This is a genomic window from Arthrobacter globiformis (assembly GCF_030818015.1).
GTDB classification, from domain to species: Bacteria; Actinomycetota; Actinomycetes; order Actinomycetales; family Micrococcaceae; genus Arthrobacter; species Arthrobacter globiformis_C.
In genome coordinates this window covers 423,035-442,606 of sequence record NZ_JAUSZX010000001.1, presented here as the reverse complement: position 1 = coordinate 442,606, position 19,572 = coordinate 423,035, and the positions used below count along the sequence as shown (strand labels likewise).

14 protein-coding genes and 2 pseudogenes are annotated in these 19,572 nt (G+C 62.4%); 7 read left to right on the top strand and 9 right to left on the bottom strand.

Going from position 1 to position 19,572, the window contains the following annotated elements:
• Window positions 1-92: 92 nt before the first annotated feature.
• The 8 genes from ppgK to QFZ23_RS02050 all read right to left on the bottom strand — a co-directional run bounded on the left by ppgK (window position 93) and on the right by QFZ23_RS02050 (window position 8,638).
• A complete protein-coding gene (gene ppgK, locus QFZ23_RS02085; protein WP_306920294.1) occupies window positions 93-863 on the bottom strand; it encodes a polyphosphate--glucose phosphotransferase in 771 nt (256 codons plus the stop codon).
• Between the two features lie 109 nt (window positions 864-972).
• A complete protein-coding gene (locus QFZ23_RS02080) occupies window positions 973-1,974 on the bottom strand; it encodes a sugar phosphate isomerase/epimerase family protein (protein WP_306920293.1) in 1,002 nt (333 codons plus the stop codon).
• A 217-nt stretch (window positions 1,975-2,191) separates the two neighbouring features.
• Window positions 2,192-3,052, bottom strand: a complete 861-nt coding sequence (locus QFZ23_RS02075; RefSeq protein WP_306920292.1) for a sugar phosphate isomerase/epimerase family protein — start codon at window positions 3,050-3,052, stop codon at window positions 2,192-2,194.
• Between the two features lie 32 nt (window positions 3,053-3,084).
• On the bottom strand, window positions 3,085-4,113 hold the full coding sequence (locus QFZ23_RS02070; protein ID WP_306920291.1) for a zinc-binding dehydrogenase: 1,029 nt from the start codon (window positions 4,111-4,113) through the stop codon (window positions 3,085-3,087).
• Between the two features lie 21 nt (window positions 4,114-4,134).
• A complete protein-coding gene (locus QFZ23_RS02065; protein WP_306920290.1) occupies window positions 4,135-4,995 on the bottom strand; it encodes a carbohydrate ABC transporter permease in 861 nt (286 codons plus the stop codon).
• Window positions 4,995-5,975 carry a carbohydrate ABC transporter permease gene (locus tag QFZ23_RS02060; RefSeq protein WP_306920289.1) on the bottom strand — a complete coding sequence of 327 codons (981 nt, stop codon included), beginning with the start codon at window positions 5,973-5,975 and terminating at the stop codon, window positions 4,995-4,997. The genes QFZ23_RS02065 and QFZ23_RS02060 overlap by 1 nt, the downstream gene beginning before the upstream one ends.
• A 40-nt stretch (window positions 5,976-6,015) precedes the next feature.
• Complete coding sequence (locus QFZ23_RS02055; protein ID WP_306920288.1) at window positions 6,016-7,443, bottom strand: ABC transporter substrate-binding protein; 1,428 nt, start codon at window positions 7,441-7,443, stop codon at window positions 6,016-6,018.
• A 61-nt stretch (window positions 7,444-7,504) separates the two neighbouring features.
• Complete coding sequence (locus QFZ23_RS02050; RefSeq protein ID WP_306920287.1) at window positions 7,505-8,638, bottom strand: Gfo/Idh/MocA family protein; 1,134 nt, start codon at window positions 8,636-8,638, stop codon at window positions 7,505-7,507.
• A 250-nt stretch (window positions 8,639-8,888) separates the two neighbouring features.
• Here QFZ23_RS02050 and QFZ23_RS02045 point away from each other — a divergent pair, with 250 nt between their 5' ends.
• The gene (locus tag QFZ23_RS02045) at window positions 8,889-10,163 is read left to right on the top strand and encodes an ROK family transcriptional regulator (RefSeq protein ID WP_306920286.1); all 1,275 of its coding nucleotides are present in this window, start codon (window positions 8,889-8,891) and stop codon (window positions 10,161-10,163) included.
• Window positions 10,164-10,473: 310 nt separating this feature from the next.
• Window positions 10,474-11,496 carry an AraC family transcriptional regulator gene (locus tag QFZ23_RS02040; protein ID WP_306920285.1) on the top strand — a complete coding sequence of 341 codons (1,023 nt, stop codon included), beginning with the start codon at window positions 10,474-10,476 and terminating at the stop codon, window positions 11,494-11,496.
• 328 nt (window positions 11,497-11,824) lie between these two features.
• Here QFZ23_RS02040 and QFZ23_RS02035 read toward each other — a convergent pair whose 3' ends face one another.
• Window positions 11,825-13,438 carry a glycoside hydrolase family 32 protein gene (locus QFZ23_RS02035; RefSeq protein ID WP_373427838.1) on the bottom strand — a complete coding sequence of 538 codons (1,614 nt, stop codon included), beginning with the start codon at window positions 13,436-13,438 and terminating at the stop codon, window positions 11,825-11,827.
• A 227-nt stretch (window positions 13,439-13,665) separates the two neighbouring features.
• Here QFZ23_RS02035 and QFZ23_RS02030 point away from each other — a divergent pair, with 227 nt between their 5' ends.
• The 5 genes and pseudogenes from QFZ23_RS02030 (at window position 13,666) to QFZ23_RS02010 (ending at window position 19,424) form a co-directional block, all read left to right on the top strand.
• Window positions 13,666-15,102, top strand: a complete 1,437-nt coding sequence (locus QFZ23_RS02030) for a family 43 glycosylhydrolase (protein WP_306920283.1) — start codon at window positions 13,666-13,668, stop codon at window positions 15,100-15,102.
• Between the two features lie 48 nt (window positions 15,103-15,150).
• Window positions 15,151-16,484 (top strand): annotated as a pseudogene (locus tag QFZ23_RS02025) (ABC transporter substrate-binding protein).
• Window positions 16,485-16,529: 45 nt separating this feature from the next.
• Window positions 16,530-17,410, top strand: a pseudogene (locus QFZ23_RS02020) (carbohydrate ABC transporter permease).
• Window positions 17,407-18,306, top strand: coding sequence for a carbohydrate ABC transporter permease (locus tag QFZ23_RS02015; protein WP_306920282.1), 900 nt, complete (start codon window positions 17,407-17,409; stop codon window positions 18,304-18,306). Before QFZ23_RS02020 ends, QFZ23_RS02015 begins: the two are co-directional and overlap by 4 nt.
• Before the next feature lie 38 nt (window positions 18,307-18,344).
• Window positions 18,345-19,424 (top strand): LacI family DNA-binding transcriptional regulator, encoded by a 1,080-nt coding sequence (locus tag QFZ23_RS02010; protein WP_306920281.1) that lies wholly within the window; start codon window positions 18,345-18,347, stop codon window positions 19,422-19,424.
• Window positions 19,425-19,572: the final 148 nt, after the last annotated feature.

Sequence of the window (19,572 nt, the reverse complement as noted above, 5' to 3'; positions counted from 1 at the left end):
GACATAGGGGCGGGCCATGGCAGGTTCCTTTGGGCTCGGTAGGTTCAGGTGAGGGGCGCTGGTTGAGGCGGATCCAATGCTGCTGCTTCCAATCAACGGTGTTCCGGAGCAAACGCTTGGATCGCTGCCCCGACTATGCCTGCTTCATTGCGGAAAACCGCGGGCACGATGGTGGTCTGGAGTTTGAGGTGGGGTAAGTATTCGCTTGCGCGCTGAGAGATGCCGCCGCCGACGATGAAGAGTTCGGGTGACAGCAGGAATTCCACGTGTGAGAAGTAGCGCTGCAGCAGGACGCTGTACTCTTCCCAGGAAAGTTGGTCCCGTTCGCGCGCCACGGCTGACGTCGTTGTTTCGGCTCTGCAGCCGTCAACTTCCAGGTGTCCGAGCTCGACGTTCGGCACGAGTTGCCCGTTAAGGATGAGCGCGGACCCGATGCCCGTACCCAGCGTGATCACGAGGACGGCCCCGGAAACTCCAGCCCCGGCACCGTAGCGCGTTTCGGCAAGGCCAGCGGCATCGGCGTCGTTGATGACCTCCACTCGCCGTCCCAGTCGGGTGGTCAGGAGTTCGTTGATGTCGGTGTTCAGCCAGCTTCTGTCCATGTTCGCTGCGGAGTGGACCACGCCATGGCGGATGATGCCGGGGAATGTGACACCCATGGGCGAATCGGCTGCCGGAGCTTCCGGATAGACCGACACGTCGGCCACCAGCAGGGCAACGGCTTGGGCAACGGCTTTGGGGGTTGCTGGCTGAGGCGTTGGTACGCACACGGGTTCGCCTAGGAGTTTGCCTCTTGTTGGGTCTACGAGGCCTCCTTTGATTCCGGTGCCTCCGATGTCTATGCCGATAACTGGAGCGTTCATGTGTTCCTGTCCTGGAATGGCCGATGTGGCTTCGGGCACGTTGGCTGCCGGGATCGCTTCCTGCAATCCTGGCCAGGTGCTGGGCTGCGGGTTAGGCCCGCCGTCCCATTCAGTCCTTGCTGCTGAAGGCGGCGTCGAAGCTGGTCTGGGACGCGGGGAAGTCGAACTTCTTCAGCGCGGCGAGGGCTTCGGGGGCGCCGTGCAGGCGGTCCATGCCGGCGTCTTCCCATTCCACCGAGATGGGTCCGGTGTAGCCAATGGCGGTGAGCGCGCGGAAGGAGGATTCCCAGGGGACGTCGCCGCGTCCGGCGGAGACGAAGTCCCAGCCGCGGCGGGGGTCGCCCCAGGGCAGGTGGGAGCCGAGGACGGTGTTGCGGCCGGTGGGGCGCAGCTTGGTGTCCTTGCAGTCCACGTGGTAGATCCGATCCTTGAAGTCCCAGATGAAGGAGACGGGGTCGATGCCCTGCCACATGAAGTGGGAGGGGTCCCAGTTCAGCCCGAACGCTTCGCGGTGGCCGATCGCTTCCAGAGTGCGGACGGTGGTCCAGTAGTCGTAGGCGATCTCGCTCGGGTGGACTTCGTGGGCGAAGCGGACGCCGCATTCGTCGAAGACGTCCAGGATGGGGTTCCAGCGGTCGGCGAAGTCCTGGTAGCCGGCGTCGATGACTTTTTCCGGGACGGGCGGGAACATCGCGACGTATTGCCAGATGGAGGAGCCGGTGAAGCCGACGACGGTGTCCACGCCGAGGGCCTTGGCGAGGCGGGCGGTGTGTTTCATTTCCTCGGCCGCGCGCTGCCGGACGCCTTCGGGGTCGCCGTCGCCCCAGACCTTGGATCCGACGATCGCTTCGTGGCGGAAGTCGATCGGGTCATCGCAGACGGCCTGGCCCTTGAGGTGGTTGGAGATCGCCCAGACCTTCAGGTTGTACTTTTCCAGGACGGCGAGTTTGGACTCGACGTAACCGGGTTCGTCCCAGCGCCAGGCGTCCAGATGGTCGCCGGAGACAGCGATTTCGAGGCCGTCGTAGCCCCAGCCGGACGCGAGCCTGGCGACTTCCTCGAAGGGCAGGTCGGCCCACTGGCCGGTGAACAGGGTGTACGGGCGGGGCATATCAGGCTCCTTGGCTTTACTGGATTGTCCGGTTCGGGTCGGATCGCCGTTTCGGGCCGACGCCTCCGGATCAAAGGTTGTCGGTCCTGCTATGACAGCACTTGCTGCCTTTTCGGATGTCCGTTCTTGAGGTCCGGGGACTGCAGATCGGGTACGGCCAGGAAAATACTGGCGATTGCCGCTGCAGACCCCGGACCATGTGGTGAGTCCGGGATTCTCAGAGGGCGTGGGATTTCTTCATGCAGTCCCTGACGTAGGCGTCGGACGCCCGAAGGTGTTCACCGATTTTTTCGAAGCTCCATCCCTGCGTGCCATGGCATTTGAGACTGGCGACGCCTTCATACCCGACCCTGTGCAGCGTTTCCAGCATTACGGAATGGTCAAGTGTTCCGTCGGGGCGGGGGAGTTGCTGGTCGGCGGGACCGAAGTTCAGCCCGTCTTTGCCGTGGCGGTAGGCGCGGTCGATGTCCCAGATGTAGTAGTAGAAGAGCCGCTTGCGTTCGGCGAGGAACGTGATCGCTGCGCTGATGGTGTCCTGCATCACCCACAGGTGCGGGGGAGCGATGCAGACGCCGAGATAGGGGTCGTCGATGTCGCGGATGAGCCGTTTCATCTGTGCGAGGGTGTCCACGCCTTCGTCCCATCGCTGGTCTTCGTTGGCACCGGATTCGAAATCGGCGGCGAAAGGGACGGTGAGATGGTTTTCGACCGCGATCCTGACTCCTCGACGCGCTCCTGCTTCGACGATGGGTGGCAGGAAGGTGGAGACGAAGTCGGAGTAGTTGGCTTCGCAGTCGAAGACGAGGGTGTCGATTCCGAGGTCCGCGGCGAAATCGACGCGTTCAAGGATTTCGTCCTGGGTCTTTCCGTAGACGGTGAGGCCGCAGGGTTTGACCCCGTACTTGTCCAGCACTCCAAGGATTTTGCTGGGGTCATCTCCCGGAGCGACGTGGTGGGCCAGCGGTGCTGCGGAGGACCAGAGGTTGACTTCCTTGAAGCCTATGTCGGCAAGGTCGCGGATCGAGTCTTCGAAGCCGTAGTCGTGGTATGGGACGAGCTCGGCGGCATATCTGAACATGGGTTCTCTCTCCTTGGAGGGTCTGACAGGAATTACCAGACGAAGACGGCTTTTTCGGTTTCGCGCTGGTCGAAAGCGCGGAAGGCTTCCTCGGCCTGATCGATGGAAAAGTCGTGGCTGATGAGCTTTTCGACCGGAATTTCCTGGTCTATGACGAGGCGGACGATTTCTTCCCAGTCGCTGATGGGGAAGTACCAGCCGCCGACGACGGTGAGCAGTTTTCTGAGCATCTGGTCGCTGGGGTTGATCTGCGTGGCCCGCGACTCACCGACGAAAGCGACGGCGCCGAGCTTGGCGGCGGCCTCCAGGGCAGAGTTCTGCCCGGCGGGGTTGCCGGAACAATCGATGCAGACGTCCGCTCCGCGGCCCTGGGTGAGGTCCCGGATCTGCTGGACGGCGTCGGCTGTCGTGCTGTTGATGACGGCGTCCGCGCCGAGCGAGCTGGCCTGTTCGAGCCGGTGGTCGATGACGTCGACGGCGACGACACGGGCGCCGAAGGCCTTGCCGATGAGTACCGCGGCCGATCCCATTGGTCCCATGCCGAAGATGGCTACGGTTTTTCCGCCGGCCACGCCGAGTTGCTTCTGCACATGGTACTGGCTGCCGACCATGTCCGTCATGACCGCCCCGGCGCGGAAGCTGAGTTCGTCAGGGAGCTGAAGACAGTTGCGTTCGGGGAGCACGAAGTAGTCGGCGTCACCGCCGTGGACGTCGAAACCGAAGCATTTCCACTCGTCACACAGCATCATGTAGCCGCTGAGGCAGTACTCGCAGAATCCGCAGCCCAGGGCAAGGTAGCCCGCAACACGGTCGCCTTCTTTGACGTGGGTCACGGCGTTCCCGACCTTGACGACTTCGCCGGCTGCCTCGTGCCCAGGTATCACCGAACCGTGGCCGGCGCTTTCACCGCCGACGATCGGGGTGCCGTAGTAGATGCTCATGTCGCTGCGGCAGATCGCGGAGGCACGGGTCCTCACCAACACCTCATGCGGTCCCGGCTCCGGGACGTCGCGTTCCACGACGGTGACTCTTTTGTCACCGGGGAGGATGACTGCTTTCATCTTTTCTTCTCCAATACTCATTTACTTGACTGCACCGAAGGTGAGGCCGGCGACCATCTGGCGGCGCAGCACGACCATGAGCACCAGGATGGGCGCGACGATCAGGGTTGCGGCCGCGGTGATGTTGCCCCAGTCCGTGCCGTACATACCGGTGAACTGCTGCAGGCCCACCGGAGCGGTCTTCGCTCCGCTGCGGGTCAGGGACAGGGCGAACAGAAATTCGTTCCACGACAGGACGATGGTCAGTACAGCGGCCGTCGCGACGGACGGCACGAGCAGGGGCCAAATGATCCGGCGGAGCACGTTCCCTGTCGAGGCCCCGTCGACCATGGCTGCTTCCTGGATCTCATAGGGCAGCTGCAGGATCGAGCTGCGCAGGATCCACACCACGATGGGCAGGTTGAAGGCAGCGTACGGGATGATCAGGGCCGGATAGGTGTCCATGAGCCCGAGCTTGCCGGCGAAGACGAAGACCGGGATGACGGCGACGATGGGAGGGAACATGTAGGTCGACAGGATCCAGGATGAGAGCCCCTTGCGGGCCCGGAAATCCCTCATAGTCAGGGCATATGCGGCAGGGACCCCCACAACGATTGCCAGGGCGGTGGCACCGAGACTGACGATTGCACTATTGGTGAGCAGCTGACCGAAGCTTTCGGATTTGCCGCCGCCCGCTGACAGTACGGAGGCGTAGTTGTCCAGGGTCGGCTGGAAGATCCAGGCCGGGGGGATCTGGTTGGCGATCCCGGCCGGCTTGATGGAGGTGATGAACATGAACAGCAGCGGCACAAGGCCGACCAGGAGCCATGCCCACAGGAAGGTACGTCCGATGATGACGCGTGCCACGGTACCCCCGCGGCTGGTTGATGATGTCGTTGTCATTACATTTCCTCAGGGTCTGCTCGGCGGCCGATGATACGCAGCATGAAGGGGATAAGGAGCGAGAGGATGATCAGGAAGACCACGCCCAGCGCGCAGGCGAGACCGACGTTGAAGCTTTGAAGGCCGACGCGGAAAATGCCTAGGTTGATGATCTCGGTGGACTCACCGGGACCGCCACCGGTGAGGATCTTGAATGAATCGAAGGTTTTGAAGGCCTGGATGGTCCGCAGCACGGCAGCGATGGCAATGAACGGCACCATGGCCGGAAAGGTGATGTGCCGGAACATCTGCCATGGGGTCGCTCCGTCGACCATGGCTGCTTCCCTGGGTTCCCCCGGCAGGGACTGAAGGCCGGCCATCAGGATCAGGGCGATGAACGGGGTCCACTGCCACATGTCGAGAATGACCAGTACGATCCATGCCGATGTCGGATCACCGAGCAGGTCGACGCCTTTGGGGAATCCGAAGACGCCGAGGTAGTAGCCCAACCACCCGTAGTTGGGGTTCAGCAGCTGCTTGAAGACCATTGCGGCGACCGCCGGCGTGACGGCGAACGGCAGCAGCATGAGCGCAGCCCCGACCTTGTTGGCGCGGGTCTGGGCCGCTAGCGGGAGTGCCAGGGCGAAGCCCAGGATCATCTCCAGGATCACCGCGACCGCAACGAAGCCGAACGTGATCAGGAATGCGTGCTGGACTGAGGCATTGGTGACCGCCGTGATGAAGTTATCCAGTCCGACGAATTTGCCCACGCCCCCGAGGATCTTGTCGTTTCGGAAGGCCGAGTAGAAGATAAAAATGGCCGGGGCCACCGTCATTAGCAGCAGGACAAACATGGCCGGGGCCATGTAGACCCACGGGGTCGAACGTTTTTTCCAGGTCAGCGGCTTCCTGCCGCGCGGGCCGGCCGTGGCAAGGCCGTCCGCGCGGCGGGAAGCGTCAACCGTCAAGGTCGCATCCAATGGTGCGGCGGTTGCTTTCATAATCGATACTCCTTGGGCGACCTTGAACGGTCCGATGGGGTTAGTAGCCGGCCGATTTAAGGAGGGCCGAGACCTTGTCTGACGCGGACTTGAGGGCGTCCGATGGCGAGGAAGCGCCGGTTGCTGCCTTGTTCACCGCGACGGCCACCTCGTGGCTGAGTTCGGTGTAGTTGGTCAACCGTGCGCGGCCGACGCCTTCTGCGAGGGATTTTCCGAGGGTGTGGTAGAAGGGTGCGAGGGGGTTATCGCTCTTGATGCTGGCAAATACGGAGGTCCGGCTGGGGTGCAGGGACTTGGCGGTCATCGTTGTTTGCTGCTCGGCGGCGGTCAGCCAGCTGACCGCCTGGTAGGCCCATTCCTTGTTCTTGGAATTCTTGTTGACGCTCAGCATCCAGGTCCCGAAGTGGGGTCCGGCGGCCTTCGCGATGGGCACCGGGGCATAGCCGATGGTGCCGCCCTTGACGTTGTCACCGAGCTTGAGGTCGTGGTAGTTGATCGTCATGGCGGTCAGCCCGCTGCCGAACGATTCGGCGGTCGTACCCCAGTCCGCTGACGTGCTGCCCGGGGGGACATGTCCGCTTTGCGCCAGCTTGGCGTAGTAATCCAGCGCCTGGACTCCTTCGGGCGTGTCGAACGTGGGCTTGCCGTTCTGGTCCGCCAGGGTCCCGTCCCCGCCCTGGGATGCGAGCAGGGTCTTGAAGTCATCGGTGGCCCAGTCGCCGACACCCGCCATGACCGTGGTGCCGTAGAGCTTCTTATCCGGCTGGGTAAAGAACTCCGCCACCTGGGCATAGTCGTCCCAGGTCTTCGGGACCGTAAGATCCTTACCGTACTTGGCCTTGAAATTCGCCTTCTGGGCCGGGTCGTTGAACAGGTCGCTGCGGTAGGCCATGACAGCCACGTTCGACTGGACCGGCATCCCGTACACGTCGAATCCTGCATTCTTTATCGCGGAAGCGTCGGGCTTTGCCGTGGGGTCCGGGTAGCGTTTGATCGGGGAATCAACGTTGTAGACGGCTGTGTCGTAGAACACCTTGGGGATGAAGTCGCCCACGTTGGACTGCGGGCCGTCAGGGTTCAGGGCCCCGTTCTCAAGGTACTGGCTCAGGGGTTCGAGGTTCTGCACCAGGGCCGGCGCCCACGGAGTGTCGACGACGACAATGTCGTAGTAGCTGCTGCTGGAAGCGAACTCGGAGAAGACCTTCTGCTGCAACGCGTCGTACGGCTGGTTGTCGATCTTCAGATCGATGCCGAACTTTTCCTTGAACTGCGGCACCAGCGACGCGACGGCGGCGCTGTTGGCTTCATCGGTGGTGTAGAGCATCCGCAGCTCTGCCGGTTTGGCCGCCGCCGCGCTGGGTGCTGATGACCCGCCCGTGCATGCGGTTGCCAACAGGGTTACAGTGAGCGCGGCTCCCAAGCCCGCTACGATGCGTGACCGCTTGACGCGATCGAGAGATCGGATCATCCTACTGCCTTCCTTAAGCCATGGGCGCCCCATGCGCCGAGGCCTACCTGGATGATTTTCATTACTGCACTCCTTCTAGTTCTTTCACGTCTGGGACGTCGACCCACTCGCCGCACTTGCTGGATTCGATGATGCTTTCGGTAAGGACGGCTGACCTGAGGCCGTCACGGAAGGTAGGCAGGCCATCGCGGTTGTCTCCGTTGATTGCGGCATAGGTATCGGCGACAAATGCATTGAACGCATCCTGATAACCCTGGGGATGCCCTGCCGGTAGGACACTGAGCCGTGCCGCTTCGGGGCTAAGCGCGTCTGGGTCGCGGACAAGCAGTTGGGAACCGGCCCGTTTACCAAGCCACAACGTCTCCGGCGCCTCCTGGTCGAACTGGACCGTGCTCTCAGAACCCGAAATCTCGATCATCAGGCGGTTCTTCCGCCCAGGCGCAACCTGGCTGACCAGCAGATTTCCCACGGTGCCGTTCCCAGTCGCGAATACAGCCGCAACGAGGTCCTCCGTCTGGATGTCCTTGTGGTTTGCCCGGCCTGAGAAGAGAGTGCGGCTCAGTGCACCGACCCGTGTTATCCGTTCCCCGCTCACGAATTCGAGGAGATCGCACAGGTGGGACCCGATGTCGGCGAACGCCCGCGAAGGGCCACCGACACCGGCGTCCACCCGCCAGTTATCGTCGTTCCGGGACAGCAGCCAGTCCTGAAGATAGGACCCCTGGATAGTAGAGATCCGTCCCGTCTGGCCGGACGCAATGCGTTCCCGGGCTTCCCGGACCATCGGGTGGAACCGGTAGACGAAGGGAACGGTCGCGACCGCCCCGGCCGTAGCGGCCAGCTCCACCAGATGGGTGGCATCCTGCACGGTGGTAGCCAGAGGCTTCTCACAGACAACGTGCTTGCCTGCTTTCAGCGCTGCCTCGGCCAGTGCGACGTGGGTGGCGTTCGGGGTGCAGACGTGGATGACGTCGATCCTGTCGTCCTGGACGAGGTCCTGGACAGAGGCGTAAGCCTGCTCGACGCCCAGACGGTCTTTGACGCGTGCGGCACTGGCAGGGCTCGAGGACGCGATACCGGCGATTTCCGCCCCTGCGGCACGGGCGGCTCTGCTATGCACCTCAGCCATGAACCCGGCACCGACGAACCCGGCCCGTAACCGGGAAGGGGCTGTTGTGGTTCTGTCGTTTTCCATGCCGAAACAGTGACACGCACCTCGTGGCTTTAGTCAGTCAGCCGCAAAAGTCTGCACCTTTTGACGCTGTTGGCGACGGAACGCGCAAGGAAGTTGCACTTTTTGATGCTGTGGGCATCGACGAGTGGACGGGAACGAGTGGGCGCCTTGACACTGAGTGGAGATAAGGTCCCCTCGGGGTCCTGTGAGCGTGATGTGTCAAGACCTCGCGCTCATCACTCACCTCTTTTGAGCCCCGAAACGGAGAAAAATGAACAACGGCGGCGCCGGCGAACTTTTGCGCATCCTGCGGGACGGACGCCCGCGAACCAGGGCCGACCTGGCCGGGATAACGGGCTTGGGGCGAGCTGCCATCAGTTCTCGTCTCGAGGCGCTCCTGGAACTCGGACTAGTTGCACCGGTGTCGGATGCGCCTTCCACTGGAGGCCGCCCCTCGGCGCGACTAGCCTTCAACCCCGGTGCAAGGCTGGTCGCTGCCGCCGACGTCGGCGCCACACACGCGACCGTGGCTCTCACGGACCTGTCGGGAAGGGTTCTCCTGGAAACAACTGAACGACTTGAGATTTCCTGCGGACCGGAAGCTGTTCTGGACTGGCTAGCGATGACGCTGCAGGGTCATTTGAAAACGGTGAAGCGTCCGGCAACCGACATCATCGCTGTTGGCATCGGGCTGCCCGGTCCCGTGGAACACTCCACCGGAAAGCCGACCAGCCCTCCGATCATGCCGGGATGGGACGGATTCGATGTCCCCGCTTACGTTCAGCAGACCTTTGACGTTCCTGTACTCGTCGACAACGATGTCAACATCATGGCCCTCGGCGAGCGGGCTACACGCTGGCCCAACGAGGACAACATGATCTTCCTTAAAGTCGCCACCGGCATCGGCTCGGGCGTTATCAGTGGAGGAATATTGCAGCGAGGCGCGGCAGGAGTCGCAGGAGACGTCGGTCATATTGCCGTTTCCAAGGCGGCAGGAATTCAATGCCGCTGTGGCAAGACCTCCTGTCTGGAAGCCATCGCAGGCGCTCCGGCCGTCGCCGCCCAGCTCCGAGAAAACGGACTCGAAGCAACCACCGCAAACGACGTCGTCTCGCTCGTTCGTTCCGGCGATTTGGCTGCTATTCAAGCCGTCCGGCAGGCTGGCCGCGACATCGGAGAAATGCTCAACATGTGCGTGAGCCTCATCAACCCTTCCCTTATTGTCGTCGGCGGATCGCTTGCCCAATCCGGAGAACATCTGATCGCCGGAATCCGTGAAACGGTTTATGCACGCTCAACGCCGTTGGCCACCCAGTACCTGAATATCACCCAATCCGAAACCGGCCCGGAAGCGGGAGTGGTTGGGGCCAGCATCTTGGCTGTCGAATATGCCCTCGCCCCTCAACGAGTCAATGATTTCGCGACCAGGCTGCATCCAGGCGGACAGCAAAATAGCGACGATCTGCAGAACGTGGAGCACATCGCCCAAACATCCCGGCCGCTCCGTGACGCCGTGGCCGAACAATTGCACCCCGCATTTCCTTGACCACGTATCCCAACGAAGATGTCGAAGACAGGCACGCCAGGGTGTGGAGTGGCGAATAGCATCGTTTCTCCCAGCCCTTGCCTATCCAACGGCATACTCGCCCGGGCCAAGGCGGTGGCCCATACCGGTCATGTGGGGCGCCGGCACCAAAGCCATCGACGCACCAATCAACAACGTACACAGGTAAAATAGACCCAACAGCTGAGGTCCTTTCTGGCCATCCTTATGAGCCACCGCAACCGCTTGCTCAAGACGTAGTCGCCACTCCCATGGCCGCCATGAAGGTTCAGCTGGTGAAAAGGAGGATGGCATGCCTCAATCCCCTACCGGGAACAGCGGCCGCCTGCGCCGATATGCGGTGCCGGAGGGGCTCAAGCCAGAACAAAGGTTCGAACATTGGCGAGCTTGGTACGGTAATGCCGTCGAAACCCCAATGCGGTTGGAAAAGTCGGCACGCCAGACTCCTGTGTCCTTCAATCCTTCAGCGATTAATCTCGCCGGGTCAGGCTTCAGCCTCATAGAAATGTTCAACGGCCCTGCATTGGGCTCGTGGGCGCCGAATCCCGACACCACGGATCTGCGCCTGGCCTACTTCCGCAAAGCCCCGGCCCTAACCCTCTCTCTCAACGGCGTGCCTGAGCCAGTATCACCGGGCTCCGTCAGGTTCATCGATACCTCGCTGGGCGGAAGTTTCGATGCGCCCGAAGGCTTTCATGCCTTGCAGCTCAACATCGACCGCAGCAGCCTGGATATCAGCGAGGCCGCGCTAGGCTCCCTGCTTCGTCTGCCTGACCTCGCAAAGCACCCAATTGTGGGCACTTTCGTGATCCCTGCGCTAATGAGCTGGAAGCGGCCGGGCATCGACCGGGAGGCATCGGGAACAGCAGACATCCTCCGATCCGTGATGGCAACCCTGGTGGGCTCCCTGCTCGAAACACCGATCGACGATGAGGCGCAGAAACCGGCCCTAAGTCGGGCCGTGAAGAAATACCTTGAAGCCAGTTACGACAACCCCAATCTGGATGTGGCAATGGTCGCTGGAAGGTTCAACCTCTCCCGTCGCTCTCTGTTCTACTTCTTCGAGAATGAAGAACTCCACCTGGGTGAGCGGATACGCGCGTTGAGAACGCGCAAAGCCCTCGAGCTCCTCCTTCAGGCTGGCGCCCAAAGGATCACCTATTCAGAAATAGCGACGTCGTGCGGGTTCACCAATGTGCAAAGCATGCGCCGTGCAGTGAAAGAGTTTACCGGGATGAATGTGAGGGAGATCCATCGATCCAAGCCCGTCGTTCATGAGGCACTGCAACAACTGCGGAGGTCACTGAACCCCTAGCGCCTAACCGCGCTGGAAGCGTCAATGGACGACATCCCGATCCCTCGTCACAAGTACCGTTAGTGCCTCATTGATCAGGTCTTGCAAACCCGCCGCTTGCGCGACTGGCGTCCGTTGCAGCTGACCGAACAACAGCTTGAAGTACACCCCAACCTGACACCACCGGTGCATCCCTCGCGCACCGTCGAACCGTTGGTCTTCCGGCGCTCCAGCGGTTCAGGTATGAGTCTCGTATGACTCTGCGATGACACGCCTCGCCTACGGGGCGCGTATGCTGCGACTCACGTCTCGGAGGTGGAAGCACCAGTTCCAAGAGTGGTCAGCAAAACTAGCCACCGACCGCAGCGAATTCACGGATGGTGATTCCCGAGAACTTCGAAGCGCCGCCGTCGGTGTACAGCGAGATCCCAGTGTCACCCGCTGCGAAGTGCACCTGCTGCGAGAGCACTGTGTGCCCGCCATTTACGAACACTTCAACGCTCTGGGTGTCTACGAAAATACGCAGGTGCACTGAGCGTGCCGCGGAGTCGATTGGTGCGGCAGCCCGCGTGTACGGCACGAGCGGGAAGCCACCCTGGTCCGAAGGTGCCCGGTCTACATACAGCTCGGCACCGTACTTGCCGATGTTCGTGTGGCGGGTGCCATCGGCCGAGCGGCCCACCGATACCCCTACGTTTGTGGCAGCATCCCACGAGATGTCGAGTTCAAGCTCGTAGGCGCGGCCGTTCCACGGCAGTACGCCACTTCCGTTCACGGTGCGATCGGGGAGCGCGGTTGTCGAGCTGACGTGGTTTGTGAGCGCCCCAATAGGGGTGCTGAGTAAGCTGTACCAGCCTCCCGGCTGACGGTCGAGGCGCAGCTCGCGCACGATCGAGTTCTGGCCGTTGTACCCGTCGGATGCATCCGTGGGAACATCGCGGGCGGCGTACTTCCAATTGTTCATCCAGGCGACCGCGTACCGTCGCTCGTCCGGAGCGTCGGCCGCCGGCCAGGTGATGGCGGCGTACCAGTCCCAGCCCCAATCGAGCCACTGGGGGCTTAGGTCGTCAGCAATAAATTGCTCGCCATCCCAGGCGCCTGTCCAGTATGCGTAGGTCATCGGCAGGCCGACGGTATACGCGTCCATGCTTGCGCCAAGCACCCAGTGCCGCGTGCCGTCAGTGGCCGTCATTTGGAAAAGGTCGGGGCACTCGACCCCGCCAAGCGCGTGGTTCGGGTAATCGAAGTTGCGTTTCAACAGCCAGTTCCGCAAATTGGACGAGGTATAGAAGGCTGCATATCGGGCGCGGCCGATTACGCACACCCACTCACCGCGCGCCGCATCCCAGTGGATCTTTGGGTCGCGAAACCATTCCGCATTCTCGATCTCTGCTGGTGTCATCGCAGTCCGGCCGTCGGTGTTGACGATCACCGGATCGGGGAGTGCTGTAAAGGTGTAACCGCCGTCGGTTGACCAGTACAGGTACTGCTCCTGGTACTTGCGGATGCCGTCTGTGGGCTGCGTGGCAAGCGCGACGATCGCACCCGCGCCGAAACCCGCGGTGTTGGCAGTGTCGACCACTGCCGACCCCGACCAAACGGGAAAATTCGTCTGCAGCGGCAGCGCGGCTCCGTGGTGGGCGAAGACCACACCATCGGAGGTTGTTGCATGGTCCCATCCGCCCGGGGCGTTGTTCTCTCCGGAGTGCAGGTAGTACAGGTGGCAGACGCCGTTGACGTACACCGGGCGCTGCGGGTCGCATAGCCAGCCGGACGGTGGGGTCATGTGGTACACGGCGCGCAGTGATCCTTGGGCCTGGGCCGCGGTGCCAGTCACGTTGCCACCCATGAACAACCCTAGTGCTCCCGCTCCTGTGCCTTGCAGGACATGGCGGCGAGAAATTTCATGGGTCGTGGTGGGCGCTGGGGGATTTGCTGGTTGGTAGAACCCTCGTTGGTTCATCGTGACCTCGTCGTCGTGACTAATCTCTCGTCGTCGTGATTAATCGTTTGAGCAGAACGTAGATTAGTCACGGCGATGAGGTCAAGCGTTTAATCAGCACCGGCCTCAACGTGGCGTCCAAAAATGTGTGGCCAGACTTTTATTTTGCTAAAACGCTTGATCACGTTTGCCGAAGCAGGTTACCTTCTAGGTGATAAAACGCTTTAGCAGAATGGACATCAGCGCCGATGAATCACTCAGTCTTCTTCCAGCCCGCCGACGGATGGGTTGGGGATCTTATTCCTTACGAGCAGGACGGCGAGTTCTGGCTCTTCTACCTTCACGAAGTCCGGGCGGATCCGAAGCCGGGGACCTCATGGAATCTGGTGACCACCAGGGACCTGGTCCAGTTTCAGGACCACGGGGTGTCGCTGCACCACGGCGCCGAAGATGACCTGGACTTCAACGCCTACACCGGCAGCATTGTGCGTGACGACGACGGGACCCACCACCTGTTCTACACTGGCCAAAACCCGGGGAACCTGGGCGCAGACGGGCTGCCCCTGCAGCTGGTCATGCATGCCACCAGCACCGATGGCATGAAGACCTGGGTCAAGCACCCGGAGCTGACCTTCGGCGCCCCCGCCGGGCTCGAGACCGGGGACTGGCGGGACCCATTCGTCTTCCGCGACGGGGAAGCCGGGCAATGGCGGATGCTGCTGGCGGCACGGCACGAGGAAGGCCCGGAGCGCCGCCGCGGCGTCATCGCCCAGTGTGTCTCCTCCGACCTCATGAGCTGGGAGCACACCGAACCGTTCTGGGACCCCCGGCGCTACATCACCCATGAATGCCCGGATGTTTTCGCCTGGGGCGACTGGTGGTACATGGTTTACTCCGAGTTTTCGGAATCATTCACCACCCGGTACCGGATGTCCAAAAGCCCCGACGGCCCCTGGTCGGTGCCCGTACTGGACAGCATCGACGGCCGCGCCTTCTACGCTTCCAAGACAGCCGGGCGGGATGGGCGCCGCTTCTTCTTCGGATGGATTGCCAGCAAGGAGGACAACCACGACGACGGCCCCTGGCAGTGGGCGGGAACCATGTCAGTGCTCGAAGCGCGCCAGAACCCGGACGGCACGCTGGGTTTCTCCTTCCCGGATGAACTGGTGGATAGCTTCTGGGACAAAGTTCCGGTTCTCGATAACAAGGAACTGCCCGCTAGGCTGGACGTCCCGGACGGGTATGCAGCCATCATCTCCGCTGAGGACCTGCCCCGGCAGTTTTACGCCAAGGCGGTCCTGGACATTGCGGGCGGCACCACCGAGTGCGGACTGCTGCTGCGCTCCAGCGCCGACGGCGACCAGTCCTACATCCTGCGGCTGGAACCGAAACGCGGCCGCGTGGTCTTTGACCGGTGGCCGCGGAAGGTCACCGGCGACGCCCAGTGGCACGTCTCAGGCGACGTCCCCTTCGACATTGAACTCGAACGCCCCTGCGACCTCAGCCCCGGTAGCCACACGCTTGAAGTCATCGTCGACGGCGACCTGTGCGTCGCCGTCGTGGACCGGCAGGTCAGTCTCAGCACCCGGATGTACGGCCTGCCCGGCAACCGGATCGGCGTCTTCGCCGGCGAAGGATCCGCCACCCTCTCCGAACTTGAAATACGTCAGCGCTCAAACAACTAAATACCTCTCCATCTTCAACCTCCGTTCCAATCAAGGAAGATTGCCGCAATGAAAAAACTGCTCCGCACAGCCGCCGTAGTCGCTGTCACCGCCCTGGCCGTGGCAGGCTGCGGCAGCGGAGGGGCCAGCAACCCCTCCAATGTGACCCCCACCGGCGAAATCAAGCCCCGCGAAATCTCCTGGCTGCTCTCCGGCCGGCTGACGGCCCGGTCATCAACATCATGAAGAAGCTGGCCGCCGATTACGCCAACGACCACCCTGGCTTCTCGCTGAACCTGATCACCACCCCGGACAGGCCCTCCTACATCCAAAAGCTCGAAACCCTCGCGGCCGCCAACAAGCTTCCAGAGCTCTTCGACACCGACGCCACCCCGTTCGCCCAGCAACTGGCCAAGCAGGGCAAGATGCTCGACGGCGAGAAGCTGCTGAAGACCCTCAACGTCTATGACAACTACCGGCCCGGGGCACTGGACTACCAGCGGTTCGACGATGGATCCCTCTACATGATCCCGTTCCAGTTCGAACTGGAGTTCATCTGGTACAACAAGGCACTGCTGCAGAAGGCAGGAGTCTCCGCACCCAAGTCGCTCAACGACATCCCCGCCATGTGCACGGCTCTGCGCAAAGCCGGCATCACGCCGATCGCTCTTGACGGCCAGGACCAGTGGCCTCTGGAACGCTACGTCGCCTACCAGCCGTTCCGGGAAGCCGGCCCTGACTTCATCCAGAAGCTGAAGAAGGGCGAGGCCAAGTTCTCTGATCCCGTAGGCCAGAAGGCCGTCGAATGGTTGGCCGCCCTTGGCAAGGCCAAGTGCTTCCAGGACGGCTTCTCCTCCCAGGGGTACTCCGACGCCCAGAACCAGTTCACCTCCGGCAAGGCGGCGATGTACAACATCGGCACGTGGGAACTGCCGAGCCTGGCCACTGACAAGCTGAGCTCCGCCGTGCGGAATGACATTGACTTCATCACCCTGCCCACCACGGAGGGATCCGCCACCGCCGCCAACGAATTCGTGTCCCCGTCAGGCATCGGCATGGCGGTGAACGCCAAGACCTACGACCCGCTCGTGAGTGACTTCCTCAAGTTCGCCCTGGAGAAGTACCCGGCCCAATACGCAGCAACCGGCGCGCTCTCACCGACCACTAACGTCGAGACCGCCATACCCGCCAACGCCACCCCGTTGTACAGGAAGGCCGTCGAGAAGGCCGGCGACCTCGGGGACAAGCAGGCCATGCCGTGGGACACCCAGCTCGATCCGACCACTAACGGCCGGCTCCAGCAGGAGCTCGTGCTCCTCGTCCAGGGCGACATCACGCCCGAGCAGTTCACCAGCACGATGGACAGCACCGTCGCGCAGAACGCACCCAAGTTCTTCAAGTAACCCCTAGCGGCGGGGGACCCCGGTCCCCCGCCCGAAAGGCCCCTCATGCTGCCCAACAGATCCCGGCTCTCAGTTCTGGTCTTCCTGCTCCCGCCCCTGCTGCTCTACGGCGCAGCCGTGCTGTTCCCGATCCTCCAGTCCCTGTTCCTCAGCTTCTTCTCCTGGAACGGCATCGGCGACATGGAGTTCGTGGGACTGGCCAACTATGTTCGGATGTTCACCACCGATGACATCTTCTGGCGCTCATTCATCAACGCCCTCGGCTACCTGGCCATCTGCCTGGTCCTTCAGCTGGGTGGCGCCCTGCTCGTGGCGAGCCTGCTCACCTCGCTGCGCCGCGGCCGCGAACTCATCAAGACGCTCTACCTTCTGCCGGCTGTCATCTCGACCGTCGCGATCGCCTTCCTCTTCGTGCGCATTTACTCCATCGACCCCGTAGGCCTGCTTAACCAGCTCCTTCATTGGATCGGCCTTGGCAGCCTGGAACGCGCCTGGCTGTCCGACGTCAACACCGTCCTCGCAGCAGTCTCCGCCCCGAGGGATGGCGGTTCACCGGACTGTACATGCTCATCATCTACGCAGCGCTGATGGCCGTCCCGAAGGAGCTGGAAGAAGCCGCCGTCCTGGATGGCGCCTCCCGCTGGACGCTTTTCACCAAGATCCGGTTCCCCTTTATCCGTCCCGTGTGGATCACCACCACCATCATGGCCACCACCTACGGGCTCCGCGGCTTCGACATCCCTTACCTCATGACCAACGGCGGCCCCGGCCAGTCCTCGGAACTCCTCACCACCTACATGTACAAAACAGCGTTCACCAGCACCGACTTCGGGTACGCCAGCACCATCTCCGTGTTCATCGTGATCGAGTGCCTCGTCGCCGTCGGCCTCATCCTCTTCATGCTCAAGCGGAAGGCAGAGTCATGATCACCCAGACAGCACCCGCCGCCACCCACCGCCCGGCGCCCCCTCCGGCAGCCTCCCGGCGGCGCCGGCGGCCGAGCGCCTTCAAGACCCTGTCGCGCGTCCTGGTTGCACTCATCGTCATCGTCCAGGTCTACCCGCTTGCCTGGCTGTTCCTGACCAGTCTTCGCAGCGAAGACGACTTCGCCGCCGGGGACCCCTTCGGCCTGCCCAAGGCACTCACCTGGGAGAACTACGCCCGGGCTTTCGAAACCGGCGACCTTGGCAGGAATATCCTCAACAGCTTCATCGTCACAATGGGCGCGAACATCCTGATCGTACTGCTGGGCATGATGGCCGCCTACGCAATCCAGGTGCTCGGCTTCCGGCTCAGCCGCCTGGTCCGCGGGCTGTTCATGATCGGCATCATCGTTCCCGTCCAGATCGCGCTGGTGCCCTTGTTCATCGACTACTCCACGGTGAACCTGCTCGACACCTACCAGTCCATGATCATTCCGTTGGCCGGGTTCTCCCTGCCAATGTCGGTCTACCTGTTCTCCTCGTTCTTCGAATACATCCCCCGGGAAACATATGAGGCGGCCTCACTGGACGGAGCAGGGCCGTACCGGATCTTCGGGCTGATCACGCTCCCGCTGTCACTGAACACCGTGGTGACAGTCGTACTGGTCAACAGCATCTTTATCTGGAACGACTTCATCTTCGCCAACACCTTCGTCCTGTCAGAGGAACTGAAGACGATTCCGCTGGGCCTGCAGAACTACATCGGCGCCATGGGCAAGGTCGACTGGACCGCAACCTTCGCCGCCGTCTGCGTCACCATCACCCCGCTGCTGCTGGTCTTCCTCGTGCTGAACAAGGCGATGATCCAGGATCTGGAGAGCGGAGCGACGAAGGGATGACGGCCGCGGTAGACGGATATACTCCTGACGGAGGGCAGATGATTTCGAGGGAGAAAAGTTCGGGCGGTCCCGTCACCGGTGCGCGGTCCCCGAGGACACCCGAACGCGCCCACCCCGTCACCCTTCGTCAGGTAGCCGAGGAGGCCGGCGTATCGACGGCGACTGTCTCCCTGGTGGTCAATAAGAAAAAGGACGCCCGCATCTCCGCCGAGACCCGCAAACGGGTCCGCGACGCGATCAACAAGCTGGGCTACCGGCCCAATGCCCTGGCCCAGACACTGGTCAGCGGCAGTTCCCGGTTCATCGGGCTGGTCGCTGACGCCATCGCCACCACACCTTTCGCCGGCCAGATCATCCACGGGGCGCAGGACGAGGCCTGGAAGCACGGCTATGCTCTCCTGATTGCCAACACCGAAGGCAACGCGGAACTCGAGAAGGACGCCATAACGATGATGCTTGAGTACAAGGTACGCGGCATCCTCTATTCCACGTGGTTCCACCGGGAAACGGACGTGCCGGCGTCCCTCCACGAGGCGGACTTCGTCCTCGTCAACTGCTTCTCGAAGGAGCCCGGCACCCGGGCCGTCGTGCCTGACGAGGCACAGGGCGGCCGTTCGGCAACCGAGATCCTGCTGGGGCACGGCCACCGCCGGATCGCGTTCATCAATGCAACCATCCCTGCTCCCGCCAAAGACGGACGCCTCCAGGGCTACAAACGCGCCTTGGAAGACGCGGGCGTTCCCTTCGACCCGGACCTGGTCCTGGAAGGCTACCCCGACCAGGAAGGCGGATATGCAGCCACGCAAGAGCTGCTGAAACGCGACGTCTCCGCCGTCTACTGCTACAACGACCGGATGGCGATGGGCCTCTACGACGGCCTGCGCGAGCAGGGACTGTCCATCCCGGACGACATGGCGGTGGTCGGATTCGACAACCAGGAAGTCATCGCAGCGCACCTCCGCCCGCCGCTTTCCACGGTGGCGCTCCCCCACTATGAACTAGGGGCCGCCGGCGTGCGGATCCTGCTGGGCCTGGAAGAACCACCTGTCAACGCAGCCGCAAAAATAAACTGCCCCACCGTGGAGCGCACCTCCGTGCGGGCCCAGGCACCCGCCTAGCCTCCCATCCCGGCCGGTCAGTCCCGGGCGAAGGCCAGGATCCCGGCGGCCGTTTTCACGGCGGCCCCGTGCTGGAGGATGTGCTCCCAGCAGCATCTCCCCCGCCACTACCGAACGCCAAAGCATCCACGACTTCGACGTTTCGCCG

What these genes read in the sequence shown, in the direction of transcription:
- ppgK (WP_306920294.1), bottom strand. Translation starts at nt 863, where the DNA reads ATGAACGCTCCAGTTATCGGCATAGACATCGGAGGCACCGGAATCAAA.
- QFZ23_RS02080 (WP_306920293.1), bottom strand. Translation starts at nt 1,974, where the DNA reads ATGCCCCGCCCGTACACCCTGTTCACCGGCCAGTGGGCCGACCTGCCC.
- QFZ23_RS02075 (WP_306920292.1), bottom strand. Translation starts at nt 3,052, where the DNA reads ATGTTCAGATATGCCGCCGAGCTCGTCCCATACCACGACTACGGCTTC.
- QFZ23_RS02070 (WP_306920291.1), bottom strand. Translation starts at nt 4,113, where the DNA reads ATGAAAGCAGTCATCCTCCCCGGTGACAAAAGAGTCACCGTCGTGGAA.
- QFZ23_RS02065 (WP_306920290.1), bottom strand. Translation starts at nt 4,995, where the DNA reads ATGACAACGACATCATCAACCAGCCGCGGGGGTACCGTGGCACGCGTC.
- QFZ23_RS02060 (WP_306920289.1), bottom strand. Translation starts at nt 5,975, where the DNA reads ATGAAAGCAACCGCCGCACCATTGGATGCGACCTTGACGGTTGACGCT.
- QFZ23_RS02055 (WP_306920288.1), bottom strand. Translation starts at nt 7,443, where the DNA reads ATGATCCGATCTCTCGATCGCGTCAAGCGGTCACGCATCGTAGCGGGC.
- QFZ23_RS02050 (WP_306920287.1), bottom strand. Translation starts at nt 8,638, where the DNA reads ATGGAAAACGACAGAACCACAACAGCCCCTTCCCGGTTACGGGCCGGG.
- QFZ23_RS02045 (WP_306920286.1), top strand. Translation starts at nt 8,889, where the DNA reads ATGAACAACGGCGGCGCCGGCGAACTTTTGCGCATCCTGCGGGACGGA.
- QFZ23_RS02040 (WP_306920285.1), top strand. Translation starts at nt 10,474, where the DNA reads ATGCCTCAATCCCCTACCGGGAACAGCGGCCGCCTGCGCCGATATGCG.
- QFZ23_RS02035 (WP_373427838.1), bottom strand. Translation starts at nt 13,438, where the DNA reads ATGAACCAACGAGGGTTCTACCAACCAGCAAATCCCCCAGCGCCCACC.
- QFZ23_RS02030 (WP_306920283.1), top strand. Translation starts at nt 13,666, where the DNA reads ATGAATCACTCAGTCTTCTTCCAGCCCGCCGACGGATGGGTTGGGGAT.
- QFZ23_RS02015 (WP_306920282.1), top strand. Translation starts at nt 17,407, where the DNA reads ATGATCACCCAGACAGCACCCGCCGCCACCCACCGCCCGGCGCCCCCT.
- QFZ23_RS02010 (WP_306920281.1), top strand. Translation starts at nt 18,345, where the DNA reads ATGATTTCGAGGGAGAAAAGTTCGGGCGGTCCCGTCACCGGTGCGCGG.